At 57.3% G+C, this 16,616-nt stretch carries 15 protein-coding genes; 2 read left to right on the top strand and 13 right to left on the bottom strand.

The window, feature by feature from the left end; all coding sequences use genetic code 11:
- Nucleotides 1-15: 15 nt before the first annotated feature.
- The 9 genes from surE to nagZ form a co-directional block, all read right to left on the bottom strand.
- A complete protein-coding gene (surE, locus tag B0E33_RS26885) occupies nucleotides 16-774 on the bottom strand; it encodes a 5'/3'-nucleotidase SurE (RefSeq protein WP_022998718.1) in 759 nt (252 codons plus the stop codon).
- Between the two features lie 189 nt (nucleotides 775-963).
- A complete protein-coding gene (gene serS, locus B0E33_RS26890; protein ID WP_077292905.1) occupies nucleotides 964-2,244 on the bottom strand; it encodes a serine--tRNA ligase in 1,281 nt (426 codons plus the stop codon).
- A gap of 71 nt (nucleotides 2,245-2,315) precedes the next feature.
- The gene (gene tatC, locus B0E33_RS26895; protein ID WP_022998720.1) at nucleotides 2,316-3,116 is read right to left on the bottom strand and encodes a twin-arginine translocase subunit TatC; all 801 of its coding nucleotides are present in this window, start codon (nucleotides 3,114-3,116) and stop codon (nucleotides 2,316-2,318) included.
- Nucleotides 3,113-3,541: a Sec-independent protein translocase protein TatB gene (gene tatB, locus B0E33_RS26900; protein ID WP_022998721.1), complete on the bottom strand. Its 429-nt coding sequence runs from the start codon at nucleotides 3,539-3,541 to the stop codon at nucleotides 3,113-3,115. Before tatB ends, tatC begins: the two co-directional genes overlap by 4 nt.
- A gap of 41 nt (nucleotides 3,542-3,582) precedes the next feature.
- Nucleotides 3,583-3,807 (bottom strand): twin-arginine translocase TatA/TatE family subunit, encoded by a 225-nt coding sequence (locus tag B0E33_RS26905; RefSeq protein WP_022998722.1) that lies wholly within the window; start codon nucleotides 3,805-3,807, stop codon nucleotides 3,583-3,585.
- A gap of 126 nt (nucleotides 3,808-3,933) precedes the next feature.
- Entirely contained in the window at nucleotides 3,934-5,073 is a 1,140-nt protein-coding gene (locus B0E33_RS26910) for an ABC transporter ATP-binding protein (RefSeq protein WP_055654167.1), read from the bottom strand.
- The gene (scpB, locus tag B0E33_RS26915) at nucleotides 5,073-5,780 is read right to left on the bottom strand and encodes an SMC-Scp complex subunit ScpB (protein ID WP_077292906.1); all 708 of its coding nucleotides are present in this window, start codon (nucleotides 5,778-5,780) and stop codon (nucleotides 5,073-5,075) included. Before scpB ends, B0E33_RS26910 begins: the two co-directional genes overlap by 1 nt.
- Nucleotides 5,770-6,609 carry a segregation and condensation protein A gene (locus B0E33_RS26920; protein WP_156912492.1) on the bottom strand — a complete coding sequence of 280 codons (840 nt, stop codon included), beginning with the start codon at nucleotides 6,607-6,609 and terminating at the stop codon, nucleotides 5,770-5,772. The genes scpB and B0E33_RS26920 overlap by 11 nt, the downstream gene beginning before the upstream one ends.
- Before the next feature lie 11 nt (nucleotides 6,610-6,620).
- Entirely contained in the window at nucleotides 6,621-7,640 is a 1,020-nt protein-coding gene (gene nagZ / locus B0E33_RS26925) for a beta-N-acetylhexosaminidase (RefSeq protein WP_077292907.1), read from the bottom strand.
- Nucleotides 7,641-7,757: 117 nt separating this feature from the next.
- Between nagZ and B0E33_RS26930 the strand changes: the two genes are divergently transcribed.
- On the top strand, nucleotides 7,758-8,771 hold the full coding sequence (locus B0E33_RS26930) for an alpha/beta hydrolase (protein ID WP_077292908.1): 1,014 nt from the start codon (nucleotides 7,758-7,760) through the stop codon (nucleotides 8,769-8,771).
- Between the two features lie 18 nt (nucleotides 8,772-8,789).
- Here B0E33_RS26930 and B0E33_RS26935 read toward each other — a convergent pair whose 3' ends face one another.
- A complete protein-coding gene (locus B0E33_RS26935; protein WP_077292909.1) occupies nucleotides 8,790-9,713 on the bottom strand; it encodes a DMT family transporter in 924 nt (307 codons plus the stop codon).
- 132 nt (nucleotides 9,714-9,845) lie between these two features.
- Here B0E33_RS26935 and B0E33_RS26940 point away from each other — a divergent pair, with 132 nt between their 5' ends.
- Entirely contained in the window at nucleotides 9,846-10,763 is a 918-nt protein-coding gene (locus tag B0E33_RS26940) for a LysR family transcriptional regulator (RefSeq protein ID WP_077292910.1), read from the top strand.
- Nucleotides 10,764-10,819: 56 nt separating this feature from the next.
- On the opposite strand, the gene B0E33_RS26945 is transcribed toward B0E33_RS26940, so the two are convergent.
- The 3 genes from B0E33_RS26945 to B0E33_RS26955 all read right to left on the bottom strand — a co-directional run bounded on the left by B0E33_RS26945 (nucleotide 10,820) and on the right by B0E33_RS26955 (nucleotide 16,509).
- The gene (locus B0E33_RS26945; RefSeq protein WP_167579603.1) at nucleotides 10,820-13,216 is read right to left on the bottom strand and encodes an SPOR domain-containing protein; all 2,397 of its coding nucleotides are present in this window, start codon (nucleotides 13,214-13,216) and stop codon (nucleotides 10,820-10,822) included.
- Nucleotides 13,217-13,424: 208 nt separating this feature from the next.
- Nucleotides 13,425-15,194 carry an arginine--tRNA ligase gene (gene argS, locus B0E33_RS26950; protein WP_077292912.1) on the bottom strand — a complete coding sequence of 590 codons (1,770 nt, stop codon included), beginning with the start codon at nucleotides 15,192-15,194 and terminating at the stop codon, nucleotides 13,425-13,427.
- A 97-nt stretch (nucleotides 15,195-15,291) separates the two neighbouring features.
- On the bottom strand, nucleotides 15,292-16,509 hold the full coding sequence (locus B0E33_RS26955; RefSeq protein ID WP_077293721.1) for a deoxyguanosinetriphosphate triphosphohydrolase: 1,218 nt from the start codon (nucleotides 16,507-16,509) through the stop codon (nucleotides 15,292-15,294).
- Nucleotides 16,510-16,616: the final 107 nt, after the last annotated feature.

Here is a 16,616-nt window from a genome sequence, read left to right on the forward strand (position 1 = left end):
GTTCCCCCTCAGGGTTTACCCCAAAGCCTCCGCCAAGTGTGTCACCAGGTCGTGGGCTGTCAGATCTATGCGTAGCGGCGAAACGGAAACATATCCATCCGCAATTGCCTGCAGATCGGAATTATCAAGTACGGATTTGCCGCGATCCTGAAAACGCAGCCAGTAATAGGGATAACCACGCCCGTCCGAACGCTCGTCGATGGACAGTCCGCTTTGTTCATGGTGCCCCTGTACGGTAACCTTGATCCCCTTCACGTCCTTGGCGTCACAGGCCGGAAAGTTGACATTCAACAACGTATATTGCGGAAGTTCGAAATCGATCAGCCTGCGGAAGAGCGCTGGTGCGTGGGCTTCAGCGGTCGAATAGTCCGGCTCGGCACGCACATCCCAGTTGTAAGCCTGGGAAACGGCGATCGACCTGATCCCGAGGATGGCACCTTCCATCGCCCCGGCAACGGTTCCGGAATAGGTCACGTCTTCAGCGAGGTTCTGGCCCCTGTTAATTCCCGACAGCACTAGATCCGGTAAACCGGGAAGCACCTTGCGCACGCCCATGATCACGCAATCGGTTGGTGTCCCTTTCAAGGCGTAGTGCCGGTCATCGAGCTTACGAAGGCGCAGCGGGTCGCTCAGTGTCAGGGAATGGGCAACACCACTCTGGTCGGTTTCAGGAGCGATTACCCAGACATCATCGGAAAGTGTCCTGGCAATGTTTTCCAGAACCGTCAGCCCGGGAGACTGAATTCCGTCGTCATTGGTGATGAGGATACGCATCTCGATCTTTGCTCCGTTTTCCCACAAGCTCTTCTGACTTCAGGTCCGAAGAGCCCCAAATGAAGATGGACGGCAAACTTGCGCGGTTGCCGTCCATTGCAATCAAAATTCCGGCAGTATGCTGCGACTGAACGCCAGCGCTCACGATCCACGCAATGCCGATCAGGCCGCCGTTCCCGCCGGTCCCGATCAGCCGATCTTTTCCAGACCACCCATGTAAGGTCGCAGAACGTCGGGAACGGTGATCGTGCCATCGCCATTTTGATAGTTTTCCAAAACGGCAATCAGAGCCCGGCCAACTGCGATACCCGATCCGTTGAGGGTGTGCACGTGGAGCGGTTGCTTGGAGTCGGCGGGCCGGAACCTTGCATTCATGCGGCGCGCCTGAAAGTCGCCGCAAACGGAACAGGACGAAATCTCGCGGTAGGTATCCTGTCCGGGCAGCCAGACCTCGATGTCGTAGGTCTTGCGTGCGCCAAAGCCCATGTCGCCGCTGCACAAGGTCATCACCCGGTAATGCAGGCCGAGTTTCTGCAGTACCTTCTCCGCGCAACCCAACATGCGTTCCAGTTCGTTGAGCGAGTCTTCCGGCTTGGTAACGGAAACGAGTTCGCATTTCTGGAACTGATGCTGGCGCAGCATTCCACGCGTATCACGCCCGGCAGACCCGGCCTCGGACCGGAAACAATAGGTAAGCGCAGTCACACGAAGCGGCAGTTGATCTTCTGGGAGAATCTCACCGGCAACCAGATTGGTCAGCGGTATTTCGGCCGTCGGGATCAGATAGTGATCCGTAGTGGTCTTGAAGAGGTCTTCCTCGAATTTCGGCAGCTGACCGGTCCCGTAGAGCGGATCGCTATGAACCAGAAGCGGCGGCGAAACCTCGGTGTAGCCATTTTCCTGGGTGTGCAGGTCAATCATGAACTGGCCAAGAGCACGTTCCAGCCGGGCTATCTGCCCCTTGAGGATCACGAAGCGCGAACCAGACAGCTTGGCCGCAGCGGCAAAGTCCATGCCGCCGAGGTCTTCGCCCAGCTCATAGTGTTCTTTCGGAGCTTCATTGAACGTGAAGACCGGTTTTTCACCGTGCGTCTTCAGAAGCACGTTGCCGGCTTCATCCTCGCCCACAGGAACATCGTCATGCGGCAGATTGGGGATGACGGCCATGGCCGCTTCCAGATCGGCAATGAGCTTACGCTCTTCTTCTTCACCCGACTGAATGAAAGCCTTGATCTGTGCGACTTCGTCAATCAGCTCCTGCGCACGCGCGTCATCGCCCGAACCCTTGGCCTTGCCGATTTCCTTGGAGGCGGCGTTGCGCCGTTCCTGGGCTTCCTGAAGTTTGGTGATATGGGAGCGACGGGAATCGTCCAGTGCGATCAGCTTGGCTGCGGAAGCTTCATAACCCCGTTTAGCCAAAGCCCGGTCAAAGGCGACTGCGTTTTCCCGTATCCATCTAATATCAAACATCTTCGCTTCCCGAACGACGGTCGTTTCAATCAATTCCGTCTGTCAATCCGGGAAGCGCAGCGTTCAAAGCATCAAGCGGCCGCATCCTCGGCTTCGCGTTGAGCCTCCCTTTCGGCACGCTGGCGTTCCACCAGTTTGACGGACAGAATGGAGACTTCGTAGAGAAGCAGCGTAGGCAGCGCAAGACCGATCTGCGAGATCGGGTCGGGTGGTGTCAAAATTGCAGCAGCAGCAAAGGCACCAACAATCGCATATTTGCGTTTCTGGCGAAGCGTATCGGAGCTCACCAGGCCAGCCCTGCCGAGCAAGGTCAGCACCACCGGCAACTGGAACACCAGGCCGAAGGCGAAGATCAGGATCATGATCAGGCCCAGGTATTCACTCACCTTGGCAAGATGCTGAATGGCAACCTTACCGGTGGCCGCAGCCTGTTCCTGAGACAGGAAGAAGCCCATGGCCATGGGCATGACCAGGAAATAGACGAGACAGGCACCGATCAGGAACAGAACAGGCGTTGCGACCAGAAACGGCAGGAACGCGCCACGCTCATGCTTGTAGAGCCCGGGCGCCACGAACATGTAGATCTGGCTGGCCACGACAGGAAAAGCCAGAAAGAGCGCGCCGAAAAGCGCGAGCTTCAACTGGGTGAAAAACCATTCCTGCGGCGCGGTGAAGATCATTTCCACCGGGTGGCCCTCTCCTGCAGCACGCAGGTAAGGCACAGTCAGGATGTTGTAGATATCCGTGGCGAAATAGAAGCAGATAACGAACATCACGAGGATCGCACCGATCGACCACATAAGTCGTTGGCGCAGTTCGATCAGATGTTCGATCAGTGGCGCCTTCGAGGCGTCGATTTCGTCCTGGCTCATGCCTTTACATCTTCCGTCACCGGCGCGGTTTTCGGCTTGGCCTCGGTTTCAGCCTGGGCTGTTTCCGTAGGAGAAACCTTGTCCGCATTTGCGCTGTCTGCCGGCGGCGACGCCGGTTCGCTGGCTGCCACTTTTGGCTTGTCGGCTTTCTTGGTCGCGTCTTCTTCGATGGATTTTTTCAAATCACCCAACGGATTGAAGTTGGCGGCCGATTCGACCTGCTTCTTCATGTCAGCGATATCGGCCTGTTGTTCGGCCTCACGCAGCGCGTCGTTGAAGGTCGACTGGAACTCACGCGAAAGCTTTCGCATCTTCCCAATCGTCTGGCCAAGTGTGCGCAGCATGCGCGGCAAATCCTTTGGCCCCACGACGATGATCGCCACACAGGCGATCACCAATAGTTCGGTCCACCCGATATCGAACATGAGATGTATCGTCCCTTAAGGAGACGCGATGCAGATTGAGATCAGCTCGCTTTGGTCTGATCTTCGGCGTTCACGGACGATGCCGTTTCGCTGCTCTTGTGGTCGATGGTCTTCGGAGAGTCGGCTACGTCGTCTTCGGCCATGCCCTTCTTGAAGCTTTTGATTCCCTTTGCAACATCACCCATGAGATCGGAAATCTTGCCACGTCCGAACAGCAGAACAACGACCACTGCGATGATCAAGATCTGCCAAATACTAATGCCCATACGCCAAACTCCTGATAATCGGCTTTAAAAGCCCTTAGGCCCTTCTTACAAAAACGGCCCACTCCCTGCAACATGCCAGTCTATTTGATTTCGATCACTTAGACGGAATGATAAGTTGCCCTCCCCTTAGACTTGGGAAGGTGAACGCGGAAAAACAAGCACGTCTTTCGGATCAGTCGTGACGGCGACGTCCATTCCACGCTCCCAGGGACTGCCCGCACGAACCCTTGCCTGAAGGGGATGATTGAGCCCGTCTATTGCAATAGACAACAAATCGACCTCGCCGACGAATCGTTTCGAACGAATTCTGCCGGGAACACCGCACAATCCGGCATTGTTTAAAACAACGCCTTGTGGCCGAACGCAAACATCAACCTTCTGCCCCGGCGACAAACCCTCCGATGACAAGACGCCGACCGGCGTTTCGACACCTGCCGGGGTCACAACACCTTCCAACTGGTTCAGTTCCGAAAAGAACCTGGCGGCAAATAGGTCGACGGGCGCCTTGTAGAGGTCTGCAGCCGTGCCGTGCTGAACCAGGCGGCCCTGGCGCATCAGCGCGATCTTGTCGCCCATGCGCATGGCTTCTTCCGGATCGTGGGTCACAATGATGCAGGTGGCGCGCGTTTCGCGAATAACCGCGAGCGTTTCATCGCGCACATTGTCACGGAGACGTTTGTCGAGCCCCGAGAATGGTTCGTCCATCAGGAGAATGCCGGGCCGGGGAACCAGTGCACGGGCCAGCGCGACACGCTGCTGTTCACCACCGGAAAGCGCGTGAGGATAGTCGGCTGCATAGTCCGCCAGACCGACGCGGCCGAGAGCACTCAGGGCGGCGGTCTGGGCTTCCCGCCTTGGCATGTTGGTCAGGCCGAACATTACATTCGCCAGAATGCTCATATGCGGAAAAAGCGCGTAATCCTGGAACATCAGGCCGACACCGCGTTTTTCGGGAGGCTGAAACAGTTCATCGCCGGCAATTTCCCGGCCGTTGATCAGCACCCTGCCCTTGCTCTGACGCTCAACACCTGCGGCAATACGCATCAATGTGGTCTTGCCGCAACCGGAATGACCAAGCAGACAAAGGATCTCGCCCGGTGCGATGGACAGGCTCAGGTCCTGAACCGATGTCACGCCATCATAATCGTGAGACACATTCTCAAAGACCAGACCTGCGGCGATGGTTGCGCCGGCTGTTCCGGGCGCACCCCAGCTCAGCGTATGGCCATTGCCATTGGTTGAAGTCGGCTTTTTGCGATCAGGCATCAGGATCCGGCGGTCTCGTCCGCGTCATCATCGTCAAACAGAGACCCGTCTTCTAGTGGATCCTCATCTTCCGTCAATGCGATATCGTCATTGGGTGTCGGCACAAGGAACGAGGCCGGCACGGCGCTGTCCAGAAGCCCAGCTCCCTTCAGCTCCTCAAGTCCCGGCAAGTCTCGGACATTCTCCAGGCCGAAGTGGATCAGGAAATGATCGGTGGTTCCGTAAGTGACGGGACGGCCGGGAGTTCTGCGGCGTCCTCGCATTCGTATCCATGTCGTTTCAAGCAGAACATCAAGCGTTCCCTTGGAGGTGGAAACGCCTCGAATTTCTTCAATCTCGGCGCGCGTGACCGGCTGATGATAGGCGATGATCGCAAGCGTCTCGAGTGCTGCGCGCGACAATTTGCGCTGCTCTTCGACGTTCCGGTGCATCAGATAGGCGAGATCCTCAGCCGTTCGGAAGCACCATTTCCCCGCGACCCTGACCAGATTGACGCCTCTCGAGGCATAGGTGTTCTGCAATTGCTCGAGAAGGGCCAGCACATCCGTGCCTTCAGGCAGACGTAGTGTCAGCTCTTCAAGCGACAGCGGTTCGGACGAGGCGAACAGCAACGCTTCGACCATGCGGAGGCCAGCCAGATCCAGAGGCTTTGATGGAGCGGTTTCCTCGTCGTTTTCCAACTGCAGAAGATCGAAATCAGACGCCATGATCCGGCTCCTTCATGACGGCACGGATATAGACCGGGGAAAAAGGTTCGCCCTGCCGGATTTCGACCTGACCTTCGCGCACCATCTCGAGACTGGCGCTGAAGGTGCTTGCGACAATCGTCGCCCAATCCTTGTTGTCGAAGAGATAATCGCGCAGATAGGCATTCATTGGGGCCCATTCACCGACACGGCCAACCAGTTTGGTGAGCAGTTCGCGCGCTTCCTGCAGCGACCATACCGTCCTGCGCAACACACGGACGGAGGTTACGGATTGCCTTTGGCGCTGCGTGGCATACGCAGACAGCAGATCGTAGATGGAAGCGTCCCAGATACTCTTGTGTTGCACCGACATGGTTTCAGGTTCACCACGATGGAACACGTCCCGCCCCTGTCTGTTCCGGGTCAGGAGTTTTTCGGAAACCTCCCGCATAGCCTCCAGACGCCGCAAACGGAAAGCGAGAGCCGCGGCAAGTTCCTCACCTGTCGGTTCGTCCTCATTCTTCTGCTCAGGCAGCAACAGTTTGGACTTCAGGAAGGCAAGCCATGCAGCCATGACCAGATAATCCGCGGCCAGCTCCAGCCTCATCCTGCGGGCTTCGGCCACGAATTCCAAATATTGTTCGACGAGTTCGAGAATGGAAATACGCGCAAGATCTACCTTTTGCGTTCGCGCCAGGCCTAACAGGAGATCGAGCGGGCCTTCGAAACCTTCCACATCGACAACAAGTTGCGGATCGGAACTCGCACGCTCCTCGGGAGTGCTGACAGAACTGAGAAGATCATAGGAACCATCCTGCTGTCTCTTCGAGCTGTTTTCCATTTCCGCCATTGCCGCTCCGGTCAAACGCCCTGCCAGCCGGTCAAGGAGTGAAACTCATCAAAGGCCGCAAGCCTGTCAAATTCCGGATCGGGAACCTGGAAACCGCTCAAGGCCGTCTCGCAACGCCGCCGGGCTTCACCCGAAAGCTCGGGCACCACCTTCGCGACTGCAATCATTTCATCCATATCACCATTGCAGTGCAAAACGATGTCGCATCCCGCCTCGATGATCTTGCCGGACCGATCCTCAAAGCTGCCTCCGAGCGCCTTCATGGAAATGTCGTCGCTCATCAGACAGCCGTCGAAGCCGATTTCACCCCTGATGATTTCCTGAATGACTTTCGCGCTCTGCGTTCCAGCCGTATTCGGATCGATCCTTTCGTACACAATATGGGCTGTCATCCCCAATGACACGTGAGAAAGGGCCTTGAAGGGCCGGAAATCCACGCTTTCCAAAGAAGAAATGGCCGCATTGACACGCGGCAGCTCCAAATGACTGTCGACACGTGCGCGTCCGTGGCCCGGAATATGTTTGATCACGGGCAACACGCCACCCGCCAAAGCACCTTCCGCCATCGCCTTGCCGAGTATTGCAACGACTTCCGGATCCTGTGAAATCGCCCTGTCTCCGATAGCATCGACAGTTTCGGGGAACCTGACATCCAGACAAGGCAGGCAATCGACCGTTATACCGACCTGGTAGAGATCATCTGCAATCAGCCGCCCGGCAAGCCAGGCAACTCTTTGTCCTGCTGCAGCGTCCCGGTCGTACAGATCACCGTATGCCTTCGGTGCCGGATACTTTGGCCAATGAGGTGGCTTCAACCGTTGCACCCGGCCACCTTCCTGATCCACCAGAACGGGTGCATCGCTCCGGCCTACAGCTTCCCGAAAAGCCGACGTGAGTATCCTGACCTGTTCCGGCGTTTCGATGTTGCGCGCGAACAGGATCAGTCCCCAAGGGTCTTCCTGTTGGAAAAAGTCGATTTCGGAACTTGTCAGGGTCGGTCCGGCACACCCGGATACAAAGGCTTTGGTCATTGATCCGGCTTAGCCGCAGCGCCGGGAGCCGTCAAGAAATGCAAGTGCTGCCTCTTGCACCCTTGTCACTATCTTGCAATCTAGACGACCTTCGTCCCAGATCTGATTGGAGCCCCCATGCGCGCGCGTCTCGACATTCCTGCCGGCACCCTGCACCGTTTTTCCCATAGATCTGAAATCCTTGGACGAAACCGGCTGGGAGACACGGCAACGCGCGAGATCCACGTCTATACCCCGCATGGTCATGACGGCAGCGGCTTGCCGCTTTTGGTGGATATCGTCGGATTTACCGCCGGCGGCCCGGCTCACACAAACTGGAAGAATTTCGGAGAGAACGTACCGGAGCGGCTCGACAGGCTCATCCATGACGGTGCCATGCCACCTGTTGCAGTCGCCTTTCCCGACTGTTTCACGCGTCTTGGCGGGAACCAATACATAGACAGCGACGCAATGGGGCCCTGGGCAACCTGGCTGACAACCGAAATGCTGGAAGATGTTGAAAATCGCTTCAAGTGCGGCGGCTCCGGCAAGCGCGGTATCTTCGGAAAATCCTCAGGCGGCTACGGCGCCATCATTCACGCGATGAAACACTCAGACGTCTGGTCTGCCGCCGCCTGCCATTCCGGTGACATGGCGTTTGAACTTTGTTACCTGCCCGAAATGCCAAGCGCATTGAGGGCAATTGCAAAAGCGGGTTCAATCGAAGCCTTCGTCCGGGATTTTGAAAAGGGTCCGAAATATCCGGGCAACTCACTTCATGACCTGATGACCTTTGCCATGGCTGCAACCTACGATCCGGATCCCGATCCGGAGGTCTTTTGCGGCATCCGGCTGCCTGTCGATCTGGAAACATGCGAACTCATTGAAGAACGCTGGAATGCCTGGCTGAAGTGGGACCCTGTGCACATCGTAGGTGATCACATTGATGCGCTGAAATCCTTGAAGGGACTTTGGATCGAATGCGGTGAAGTCGATCAATACAACCTGGTCTATGGTGCGCGCCGCCTGCACAGGAAACTGAGCGAAGCCAGTGTTGACCACGTCTATCAGGAATTCAGCGATAATCATTCCTCAGTGGACTACCGGCTGGATGAGAGCCTGCCGTTTCTGGCAGAAAAGCTCAGTCATTGACCTTTGGCGCCAGGCATCTCAGGAAGCCTGGCGGAACTTTCTGAAAGGGTTCGGCAGGGTCAGAATAGCACCTCCCGCCACAATCAGAACGGCCCCAAAGACAGCAACGCGAGTGGGAATTTCTCCCCAGACTGCAAAACCGAAAACAGCCGACATCACCACTGTGCCGTAATACACGGGGGCAAGTGTTGCCGCCCCTGCTCTTCTGTAGGCGGAAATATTCATGGTCTGGCCGACAATTGCCAGTGGACCCATCCAAGCAAAAATCAGCAGATCGCTCCAGGAAACTCCCTCTTTGACGATCAGCCAAAGGACCGGCCCACTCAACAGCACCGCGGCAAAGACATTGACATATGCCAGGATGGTGACGGTGTCCTCGCGCTGGGCAATATAGCGCATGATCAGGGCTTCACAGGCCATGAACACGGCGCCCATGAGCGCTGACATGACGCCAGCCAACGCAAGCTCGTCATAACCCGCAGCACTTTCCGCAGACCGGACCACGAGATACGCACCTGCAGCGCACAACACACCTGCGACCCAATGACGACCGGTGATCACCTCCTTGAGAATAAGACCAGCCAACACGATGGCGATGATACCTTTTGTGAGGCCTATTGCGGTTGCGTCCGCCAAGGGCAGAACGCTGGCGGCGTAGATGGAGCAGGCAAGTCCACCAACACCACAAAACGCTCGCATGAGGTGCAGTTTCCAGAGCGGGCTGACACGTGTGAACACCGGAACACGCTTGACGGCCGCAACACTCACGATCGTTGCAGCTCCCCCAATGAACCGAAGCCAAACCAGCACAGCAACCGGCAACAAACCTCCAGACAGTTTGCCTGCGGCAAATATCGGTGTGAAAGCAGCCATGCCGGCAAGTGCAAGCAACAGGGCGAGCAACGTGTTATCCGGGCGGTGATAGACGGAGTTCTGTGACATCCAACGGTTCCAGGTAATTTCAAGAGAGTCTTATCACTGCTCTGGCAGCCAAATCAGTCGTGAAAACCCCATAACGGGTATGCGTATACGCATCACGTTGCTCCTCGCCTTGTATATTGGTATAACCTGCCCATGAACTGGGATGATCTGAAACTGGTTGATGCGGCTGCCCGCATGCGCTCTCTCTCCGGGGCGGCAAAGGCACTGGACATCAGCCAACCGCAACTGAGCCGCCGCCTGAAGAGCTTTGAAGACCGGATAGGCGCAAGACTGTTCGACCGCACGCCGACAGGACTGAAACCGACGGATGCCGGGCTGCGGCTGATCCCACTTGCAGATGACATGCGCAAGAAGGCGGAGGCGGCCGCACGGATCCTGCCCGATCTGTCCGGATCGGCACTGAAGGTTGTTCGTGTCGCCGTGGACGAAGTTCGTGCGCGGGTTCTGACTGACCGGTTTGAATTGCTGACGGGCCTGCTCGACGGTGTTGAGCTTGAACTGATATCAAGCCACCAGCATGTCAATCACCAGTCACGCAGTATTGAGCTGCAGATCCGCAATTGCCTTCCGGAAACCGACACGTTGATTGCACGGAAAATCGGTGAATTGGCCTACGCGGTTTACGGTTCGGCCGATTACGTCGCAAAACACCCTGCTGCCAGAACACCGGACCGTTACAAACTCTGTACATGGCTTGGCTTTGCTCCAGACGACCTCTGGTATCCCTCGCAGATGCGCTGGCTGGAAACCCGGCTGGCTCAGATGCCGAAACTGCGTTCCAATACCATGACGACTCTCATGAACATGACCGCATCGGGAGCCGGATTGTGTCTCTTGCCGGTTTTCATGGGCGACAGTAACCGTGAGCTCGTCAGATTGACTGAGCCGCTTGCGGAACTCACGAACGTCGAACACATCATCGTTCACCGGGACTTGCGCCGGGAACCCGCCGTGCGTCAGGCCATGGATGCCATCGCCGAGGTCTTCCGTCACATGGGACCGCAGTTGCGCGGCAGCTCGTTGAACGAGCCCGTCGCAGCAGCAGAATAAAACGGCCGGGAATACCCGACCGTCTCACTTACGCTTTTCGATTGTGTAGTCCGTCGTCAGGGCTGTCTGCGAACGAAGCAGTCGCCACCGGCTGCCTGGAGGCTTTCGCACAAGCTTATTGCTTCATCGCGCGACCCGGTCGGGATCCGCGCCCTGTAGAACACACCCCTGTCTTCAACAGTCGCTGCAACGATCACTGCGTTCCGGTTACCCAATACGGCCGGGAACCGCCGTTGCAGTCCCGAGTATGCGTCGCTAGCAGCAGCTTCAGAACGTTGAGACGTTACCTGAACAATATAGGTTCCAGACGGGATGCTGCCGCCGGAGGTGCTGGCAACTGGCGCCGGTGCTGCGGGCGCAGTTGTTGCCGGGGCAGCAGGCTGTTGCGTCAGGTTAAGCGGACTATCGCTCTGCTGGGCCTGCGCCGGCGTCGTGACGACGGCTGGAGCACTGGCAACCTGAACAGGAGCATCCGGCTTCTTGCGAGGCACAACAGACGGCACCGGTGCAGCAGGTTCACTTGCAGCTGGCTCCGGTGCTACGTCAGCACCGGTTACGATTGCGGGTGTATCGGGTTGAGCCGGTTCCGGTGCAGTGGCTGACGGATCTGCAGGCGCGACATCCGCACCGGTCACGACGGGCGACGTGGAAACAACCCGCGAACCGTTTTCGCCGGCAGCCGCATCAGGCTCCGCAGGTACCGCCGGCTGAGGCTGTGCCGGTGTCGCTACGGCAGGTTCTTCACCTTCAGGAATGATGGTTCCGTCCGGTCGCACGACCACAGTTCTTACCCGTTTCGGAGTTCCGGGAACGAGATCGGCGTCGCCATTGGTGCCTGCAGGTGCCGGCGGCAGCTCTGCGGGTTGCGGAGATTCTGTCGGGATAAGCCTGTCTGGTCCGGCTACACCAGTGCCGTCGACCCGATCATAAATAAGCTTTCCGGCCTGATCGTTTGCCGAAGCCTGGCTCTGCTCCGGATATACCTTGAGCGGCTCCTGCAGACCGCTGATGACCGGTGGCGGACCACTGGGTACAGGAACGGCGTCGCTATCGAACAGAAAGAAGCTTGCGCCGCCCAGGACAGCAACGCCAAGCACTCCAGCTGCAACGAACAAGCCTTTCCGGGATTTTTCGCCCGCATGCGGTATTGCGTTGCGTTCGGCTGCCGAGTGAGGCGGCAGGACGCCAGCACCGGTAAGGCTTGGATCGCTCTCCTGCATTGCCCGTGCAACCGCATCAAGGTCATAGCCTTCCGGCGGTGGCGGCGTTTCGTCGTCTTCCGATTGAGGAACCGCTGCAGCTGCAGCCGGCCAAGCCATATCGTCCAGATCCGGCTCTGTTGACGGAGTGTCCTGCGACGATGGGTCGATCGAGCCACCAACAGGCTTTCGAGACGTAGGAGCCGGGAAGTCAAGATCGGCAAAAAGGGCGTCAATGCCGGCAGGATCTCCTGCCTGTTCCGGCGCGGCTTCCACCTTTTGCGCAGCCGGTTCGGACTGAACCGGGTTCAGCGCAGCAAAGAAGTCATTCTCATCAATCTGCGGACGTTGCCCGGTTACCGGCTGCTGGTAGCTGGAGGTTTCGAATACCTCCTCATCTCCAGCAACTGCCTCAACCGGTTCATCGTGTTGCACGCCGCCAATCCGGTAGTCGTCCGAGGGACGCGGCGCATCAATTGGCGTCGAGGTGCCGGATGTTGTCGTCCCAATGGAACGAGAAACGGACGGTGTGCTCGGCACCTGGGTTGCGCGGGTCAAGCTGTCAGAAACGGCAAAATCCGTTTTGTCGCGGGAATATGAAGATGCCGTTGGCATCACAGGAATTGAGGGAGTTTGAGGAGCAGCCTCTTCCACCTCGTCTGCATATCCCATATCGGGCGCGCTTGCCGGATGTGTCTCGTCAACGGACTGACGCAAGGCGCCGATCAACTCGTCTTCCAGTTCTGCCGTAAGATTCTGTTCGAGATCCATGGCAACGGAAGGTGCGAGATAGGACTTGTCGTTTGCGCCCTCCGGCTCAGCCTGCACTGCGGCAGCCTGCGGCGTGCGAAACTGCACGACATGATCCACCGGAGCATGTGACACGCCAACCGGCGGAGCGACTGGTTGTACAGGTTCTGCGGCCTGCTCCGGCTCGCTCGGCCAAAGCGAAGAAACGTGTGAAGAAGGTGTCACAGGGGCTGTTTGAACCGGCTCTTCCAGCTGGGAAGACTGCTCGAAGCTGGACGGCGGTGTCGCCGCGTAGAAATCATTCCTGGAGGCGCTGTATGTTCCTTCAGGTTCTTCGGCAAAGTCCGCGCCAGCAGTGGCCTCAGGCGTATTCGACACCGGACGTAGATTTGAAAACGAAGGTTCGATGCGCGACGGCGCCGGGGTGGATTGTGCAGGCGCATCGCCTGCCACATCGTCCAACCCCGCAAAATAATCTGTACTACCAACGCGGCCGCTGCTCACATTTGCCCCCGATTGCTTGTTCTTGTGGACAATCCGGGCCAATTCAACCAGCGGATCCTCCGCGGCCGGCCGTTCGCCGCCCGCCTCGTTTTGCGAGGCGCGCAAATCTGATCGCTTTGTTTCGTAGTCTTGTGACATGAGCTTTACGAAAACCGGTCCACTTCAAGTCGCTGGCGAGCCATTTAGTCGTTCCCAGCGGCCATTAAAACTAGCGCATTTCTTCAGGAGCATTCACGCCGAGAATCGTTAGACCTGAAGCGAGCACCAAAGATACTGCACGAACCAAAGCAAGACGCGCTAGGGTTAATTTCAAGTTACCGGCCTGAATAAAACGTAAATGAGGCAATTCGTAGCCTTTATTCCAGTGGCCATGCAAAGAACTAGCGAGTTCATGTAGATAAAACGCAATTCTGTGCGGCTCATGTGTTTCTGCAGCTGCTTCGACCACTTTCGGCCATTCCGCCATCTTGGCGATAAGCTCCTGCTCGCCGATATCATCCAGCAAGGTGAAATCGGCCCCGGCAAGATCATCAACCGCATACCCGGCTTCCTTGAGCTCATCGGCCGCCTGCCGCAACACCGAACAGCAACGCGCATGGCCGTATTGAACATAGAAGACCGGATTGTCTTTCGATTGTTCCGTAACCTTTTTGAAGTCGAAGTCCAGCGGTGCATCATTCTTGCGGAACAGCATCATGAAGCGAACCGGGTCCGGCCCGACTTCATCCACGACATCGCGCAGTGTGATGAAATCGCCGGAGCGTTTGGACATCTTGACCGGTTCGCCGTCACGCATCAGCTTCACAAGCTGGCAGAACCGGACGATAACTTCCGTCTTGCCGTCGGAAATCGCCTTCCCGACTGCCTGAAGGCGTTTGGCGTAACCGCCGTGATCGGCACCAAGCACGTAGATCGTTTCGGAAAAACCCCGTTCGAACTTGTCCTGGAAATAGGCGACGTCGGCAGCGAAATACGTGTAGGAACCATCGGACTTCTTGAGCGCCCGGTCGGTATCGTCACCAAAGTCGCTTGCGCGAAACAGAGTTTGCTCGCGGTCTTCCCAGTCATCAGGAACCTGACCCTTGGGTGGCGGAAGCGTGCCTTCGTAAATCAGCCCCTTGTGCCGGAGAGTTTCGAGCATGTGATCGATCTTCGAACCGTTGCCCGAACCGCGATCATGCAAGGTTCTTTCGGAATAGAACACCTCGTGTTCCACACCGAGCGCTGCCAGGTCCTGCCGGATCAACTCGAGCATGGCGGCAATCGCGCGTTCCTTTACCAGCGGCAGCCAGTCGCTTTCTTCCTTGCTTACCAGCGACGGACCGAACTCCGCTTTGAGTTTTTCACCGACGGGCTTCAGGTAGTCTCCCGGATAAAGGCCAGCCGGAATGTCGCCGATGTCCTCGCCAAGTGCCTCGCGGTAACGCAGGAAGGCGCTACGAGCCAGTGTATCGATCTGCGAGCCAGCATCGTTGATGTAATATTCCTTGACCACGTCATTGCCGGCGAATGCCAGAATGTTCGCAAGAGCATCACCCACGACCGCTCCACGAATATGGCCGACGTGCATCGGACCTGTCGGGTTGGCGGAGACGTATTCGACGTTGACCTTCGGAGCAGGAGAACGTTCTTGAGCTCCGAAGCGGATACCCTGATCCAATACGCTGGCCAGAACCTTGTGCCAGACCCCCTGGGCGACACGCAGGTTGATGAAACCAGGGCCGGCGATCGTTGTCTCGGTAATTTCAGGGTCAGTGTTGAGCTTGGCAACAAGCTGCTCGGCAAGATCGCGCGGCTTCATGCCGAGTGGTTTTGCAAGCACCATTGCAGCATTGGTGGCAAGATCGCCATGTGCCGGATCACGCGGGGCTTCCACGACGACTCGCGAAAGATCCGGGGCATCTCCATTTGAATCTTTTAGATCAAGGCCTTGGAGAGCGTCTTTGACGCGCAGCGTGAAGTCCGCGAAGATATTCATAGAACACCGGTCTGGTTTTGGTTTTCAAACACAAAGCCCCCGCGCGCTGCGAAGGAAAAGCCTTCGGCGCCACGGGGCTGTAAAGTCGCCTCTGCGCCTACCCCAAATCAGGAGTGTCGTCAAACAGTCTGCGGTGCTCTTCGATGGCGTATCGGTCGGTCATTCCGGCGATATAGTCGCAAACCAGTCGCGCGACTTCCGCTTCACCCAGATTGCCAAGACCACTGTTCCATGGTTTCGGCATGAGGTCCGGCTCCGCAAGGAACCTTGTGAACAGGTCCCGCACAACCCGGGCAACCAGCTTTCGAACTGCAAGAACATCTTCATGCCGGTAGACACGGGCGAACAGGAACCGTTTCACTTCCTTTTCCGCAGCGGTCATGTCCGCAGAGAAACCGACGAGACAACGCCCCGCCATGCGAATCTCCTGGACGCTTTGCGGAGCAACGTCATTCAGATTACGCACCGCTTCGCGAATGACATCCTCGACCATGCGCGTGATCGATCGCCTGACGATCTCGTGGATACGTCGGCTCTCTTCGAGACCCGGATATTTGCCATCGACCTCGGCAAGGATGTCGGCCAGGAACGGCACATCGCGCATGTCTTCGATCGCAAACAGCCCTGCCCTCAATCCGTCATCGAGATCATGCGCGTCATAGGCAATATCATCGGCAATGGCAGCGGCCTGTGCCTCTGCACCAGGCCAGGTGTGCAACAGGAGGTCCTGTTTCCTGGCATAGTCGCGGATCGCAAACGGCAACTGGCTGTCCTTGAACTTTCCGAGCGGCGCACCGCTGGCATCAATCAAGGGGCCGTTGTGCTTGACCAACCCTTCCAGAGTTTCCCACGCCAGATTCAGACCGTCGAATTCGGCATACCGCTGCTCCAGATGGGTCACGACCCTCAGTGATTGCGCGTTGTGGTCGAACCCGCCGAAGGGTGCCATGCACTCATGCATGACGTCTTCGCCTTCATGCCCAAACGGCGTGTGACCGAGATCATGTGACAAGGCCAGGCATTCCGCCAGATCTTCATCAAGCCGCAAAGCGCGTGCCAGCGAGCGCGCGATTTGCGATACCTCGATGGTGTGGGTCAACCGTGTGCGAAAATGGTCACCTTCGTGATAAACGAAAACCTGCGTCTTGTGCTTGAGCCTGCGAAACGCGGAAGAATGAATAATCCTGTCCCGATCCCGCTGGAAGGGTGTCCGCGTCGGGCTGTCAGGCTCGGGGAAGAGCCTTCCCCGGCTTTCCAGAGGGTTTTCCGCGTAGATTGCGCGGGATTGTCCCCCAAATCCGATATCCGCTTTCATCAGTTTCCAGCCATCCTTCACAGAACCGGTCCGCGTTTGCTGTTGCTCGGGCCGCGGGCAACACATTGACGCGGGCGGTCGCAAAACATACTTATCTGAACAAATCA

It is taken from the genome of Roseibium algicola (assembly GCF_001999245.1).
GTDB classification, from domain to species: domain Bacteria; phylum Pseudomonadota; class Alphaproteobacteria; order Rhizobiales; family Stappiaceae; genus Roseibium; species Roseibium algicola.

Bases quoted from the DNA above. Each gene is read 5' to 3' on its own strand.
- surE (WP_022998718.1), bottom strand. From the start codon at position 774: ATGCGTATCCTCATCACCAATGACGACGGAATTCAGTCTCCCGGGCTG.
- serS (WP_077292905.1), bottom strand. From the start codon at position 2,244: ATGTTTGATATTAGATGGATACGGGAAAACGCAGTCGCCTTTGACCGG.
- tatC (WP_022998720.1), bottom strand. From the start codon at position 3,116: ATGAGCCAGGACGAAATCGACGCCTCGAAGGCGCCACTGATCGAACAT.
- tatB (WP_022998721.1), bottom strand. From the start codon at position 3,541: ATGTTCGATATCGGGTGGACCGAACTATTGGTGATCGCCTGTGTGGCG.
- B0E33_RS26905 (WP_022998722.1), bottom strand. From the start codon at position 3,807: ATGGGCATTAGTATTTGGCAGATCTTGATCATCGCAGTGGTCGTTGTT.
- B0E33_RS26910 (WP_055654167.1), bottom strand. From the start codon at position 5,073: ATGCCTGATCGCAAAAAGCCGACTTCAACCAATGGCAATGGCCATACG.
- scpB (WP_077292906.1), bottom strand. From the start codon at position 5,780: ATGGCGTCTGATTTCGATCTTCTGCAGTTGGAAAACGACGAGGAAACC.
- B0E33_RS26920 (WP_156912492.1), bottom strand. From the start codon at position 6,609: ATGGCGGAAATGGAAAACAGCTCGAAGAGACAGCAGGATGGTTCCTAT.
- nagZ (WP_077292907.1), bottom strand. From the start codon at position 7,640: ATGACCAAAGCCTTTGTATCCGGGTGTGCCGGACCGACCCTGACAAGT.
- B0E33_RS26930 (WP_077292908.1), top strand. From the start codon at position 7,758: ATGCGCGCGCGTCTCGACATTCCTGCCGGCACCCTGCACCGTTTTTCC.
- B0E33_RS26935 (WP_077292909.1), bottom strand. From the start codon at position 9,713: ATGTCACAGAACTCCGTCTATCACCGCCCGGATAACACGTTGCTCGCC.
- B0E33_RS26940 (WP_077292910.1), top strand. From the start codon at position 9,846: ATGAACTGGGATGATCTGAAACTGGTTGATGCGGCTGCCCGCATGCGC.
- argS (WP_077292912.1), bottom strand. From the start codon at position 15,194: ATGAATATCTTCGCGGACTTCACGCTGCGCGTCAAAGACGCTCTCCAA.
- B0E33_RS26955 (WP_077293721.1), bottom strand. From the start codon at position 16,509: ATGAAAGCGGATATCGGATTTGGGGGACAATCCCGCGCAATCTACGCG.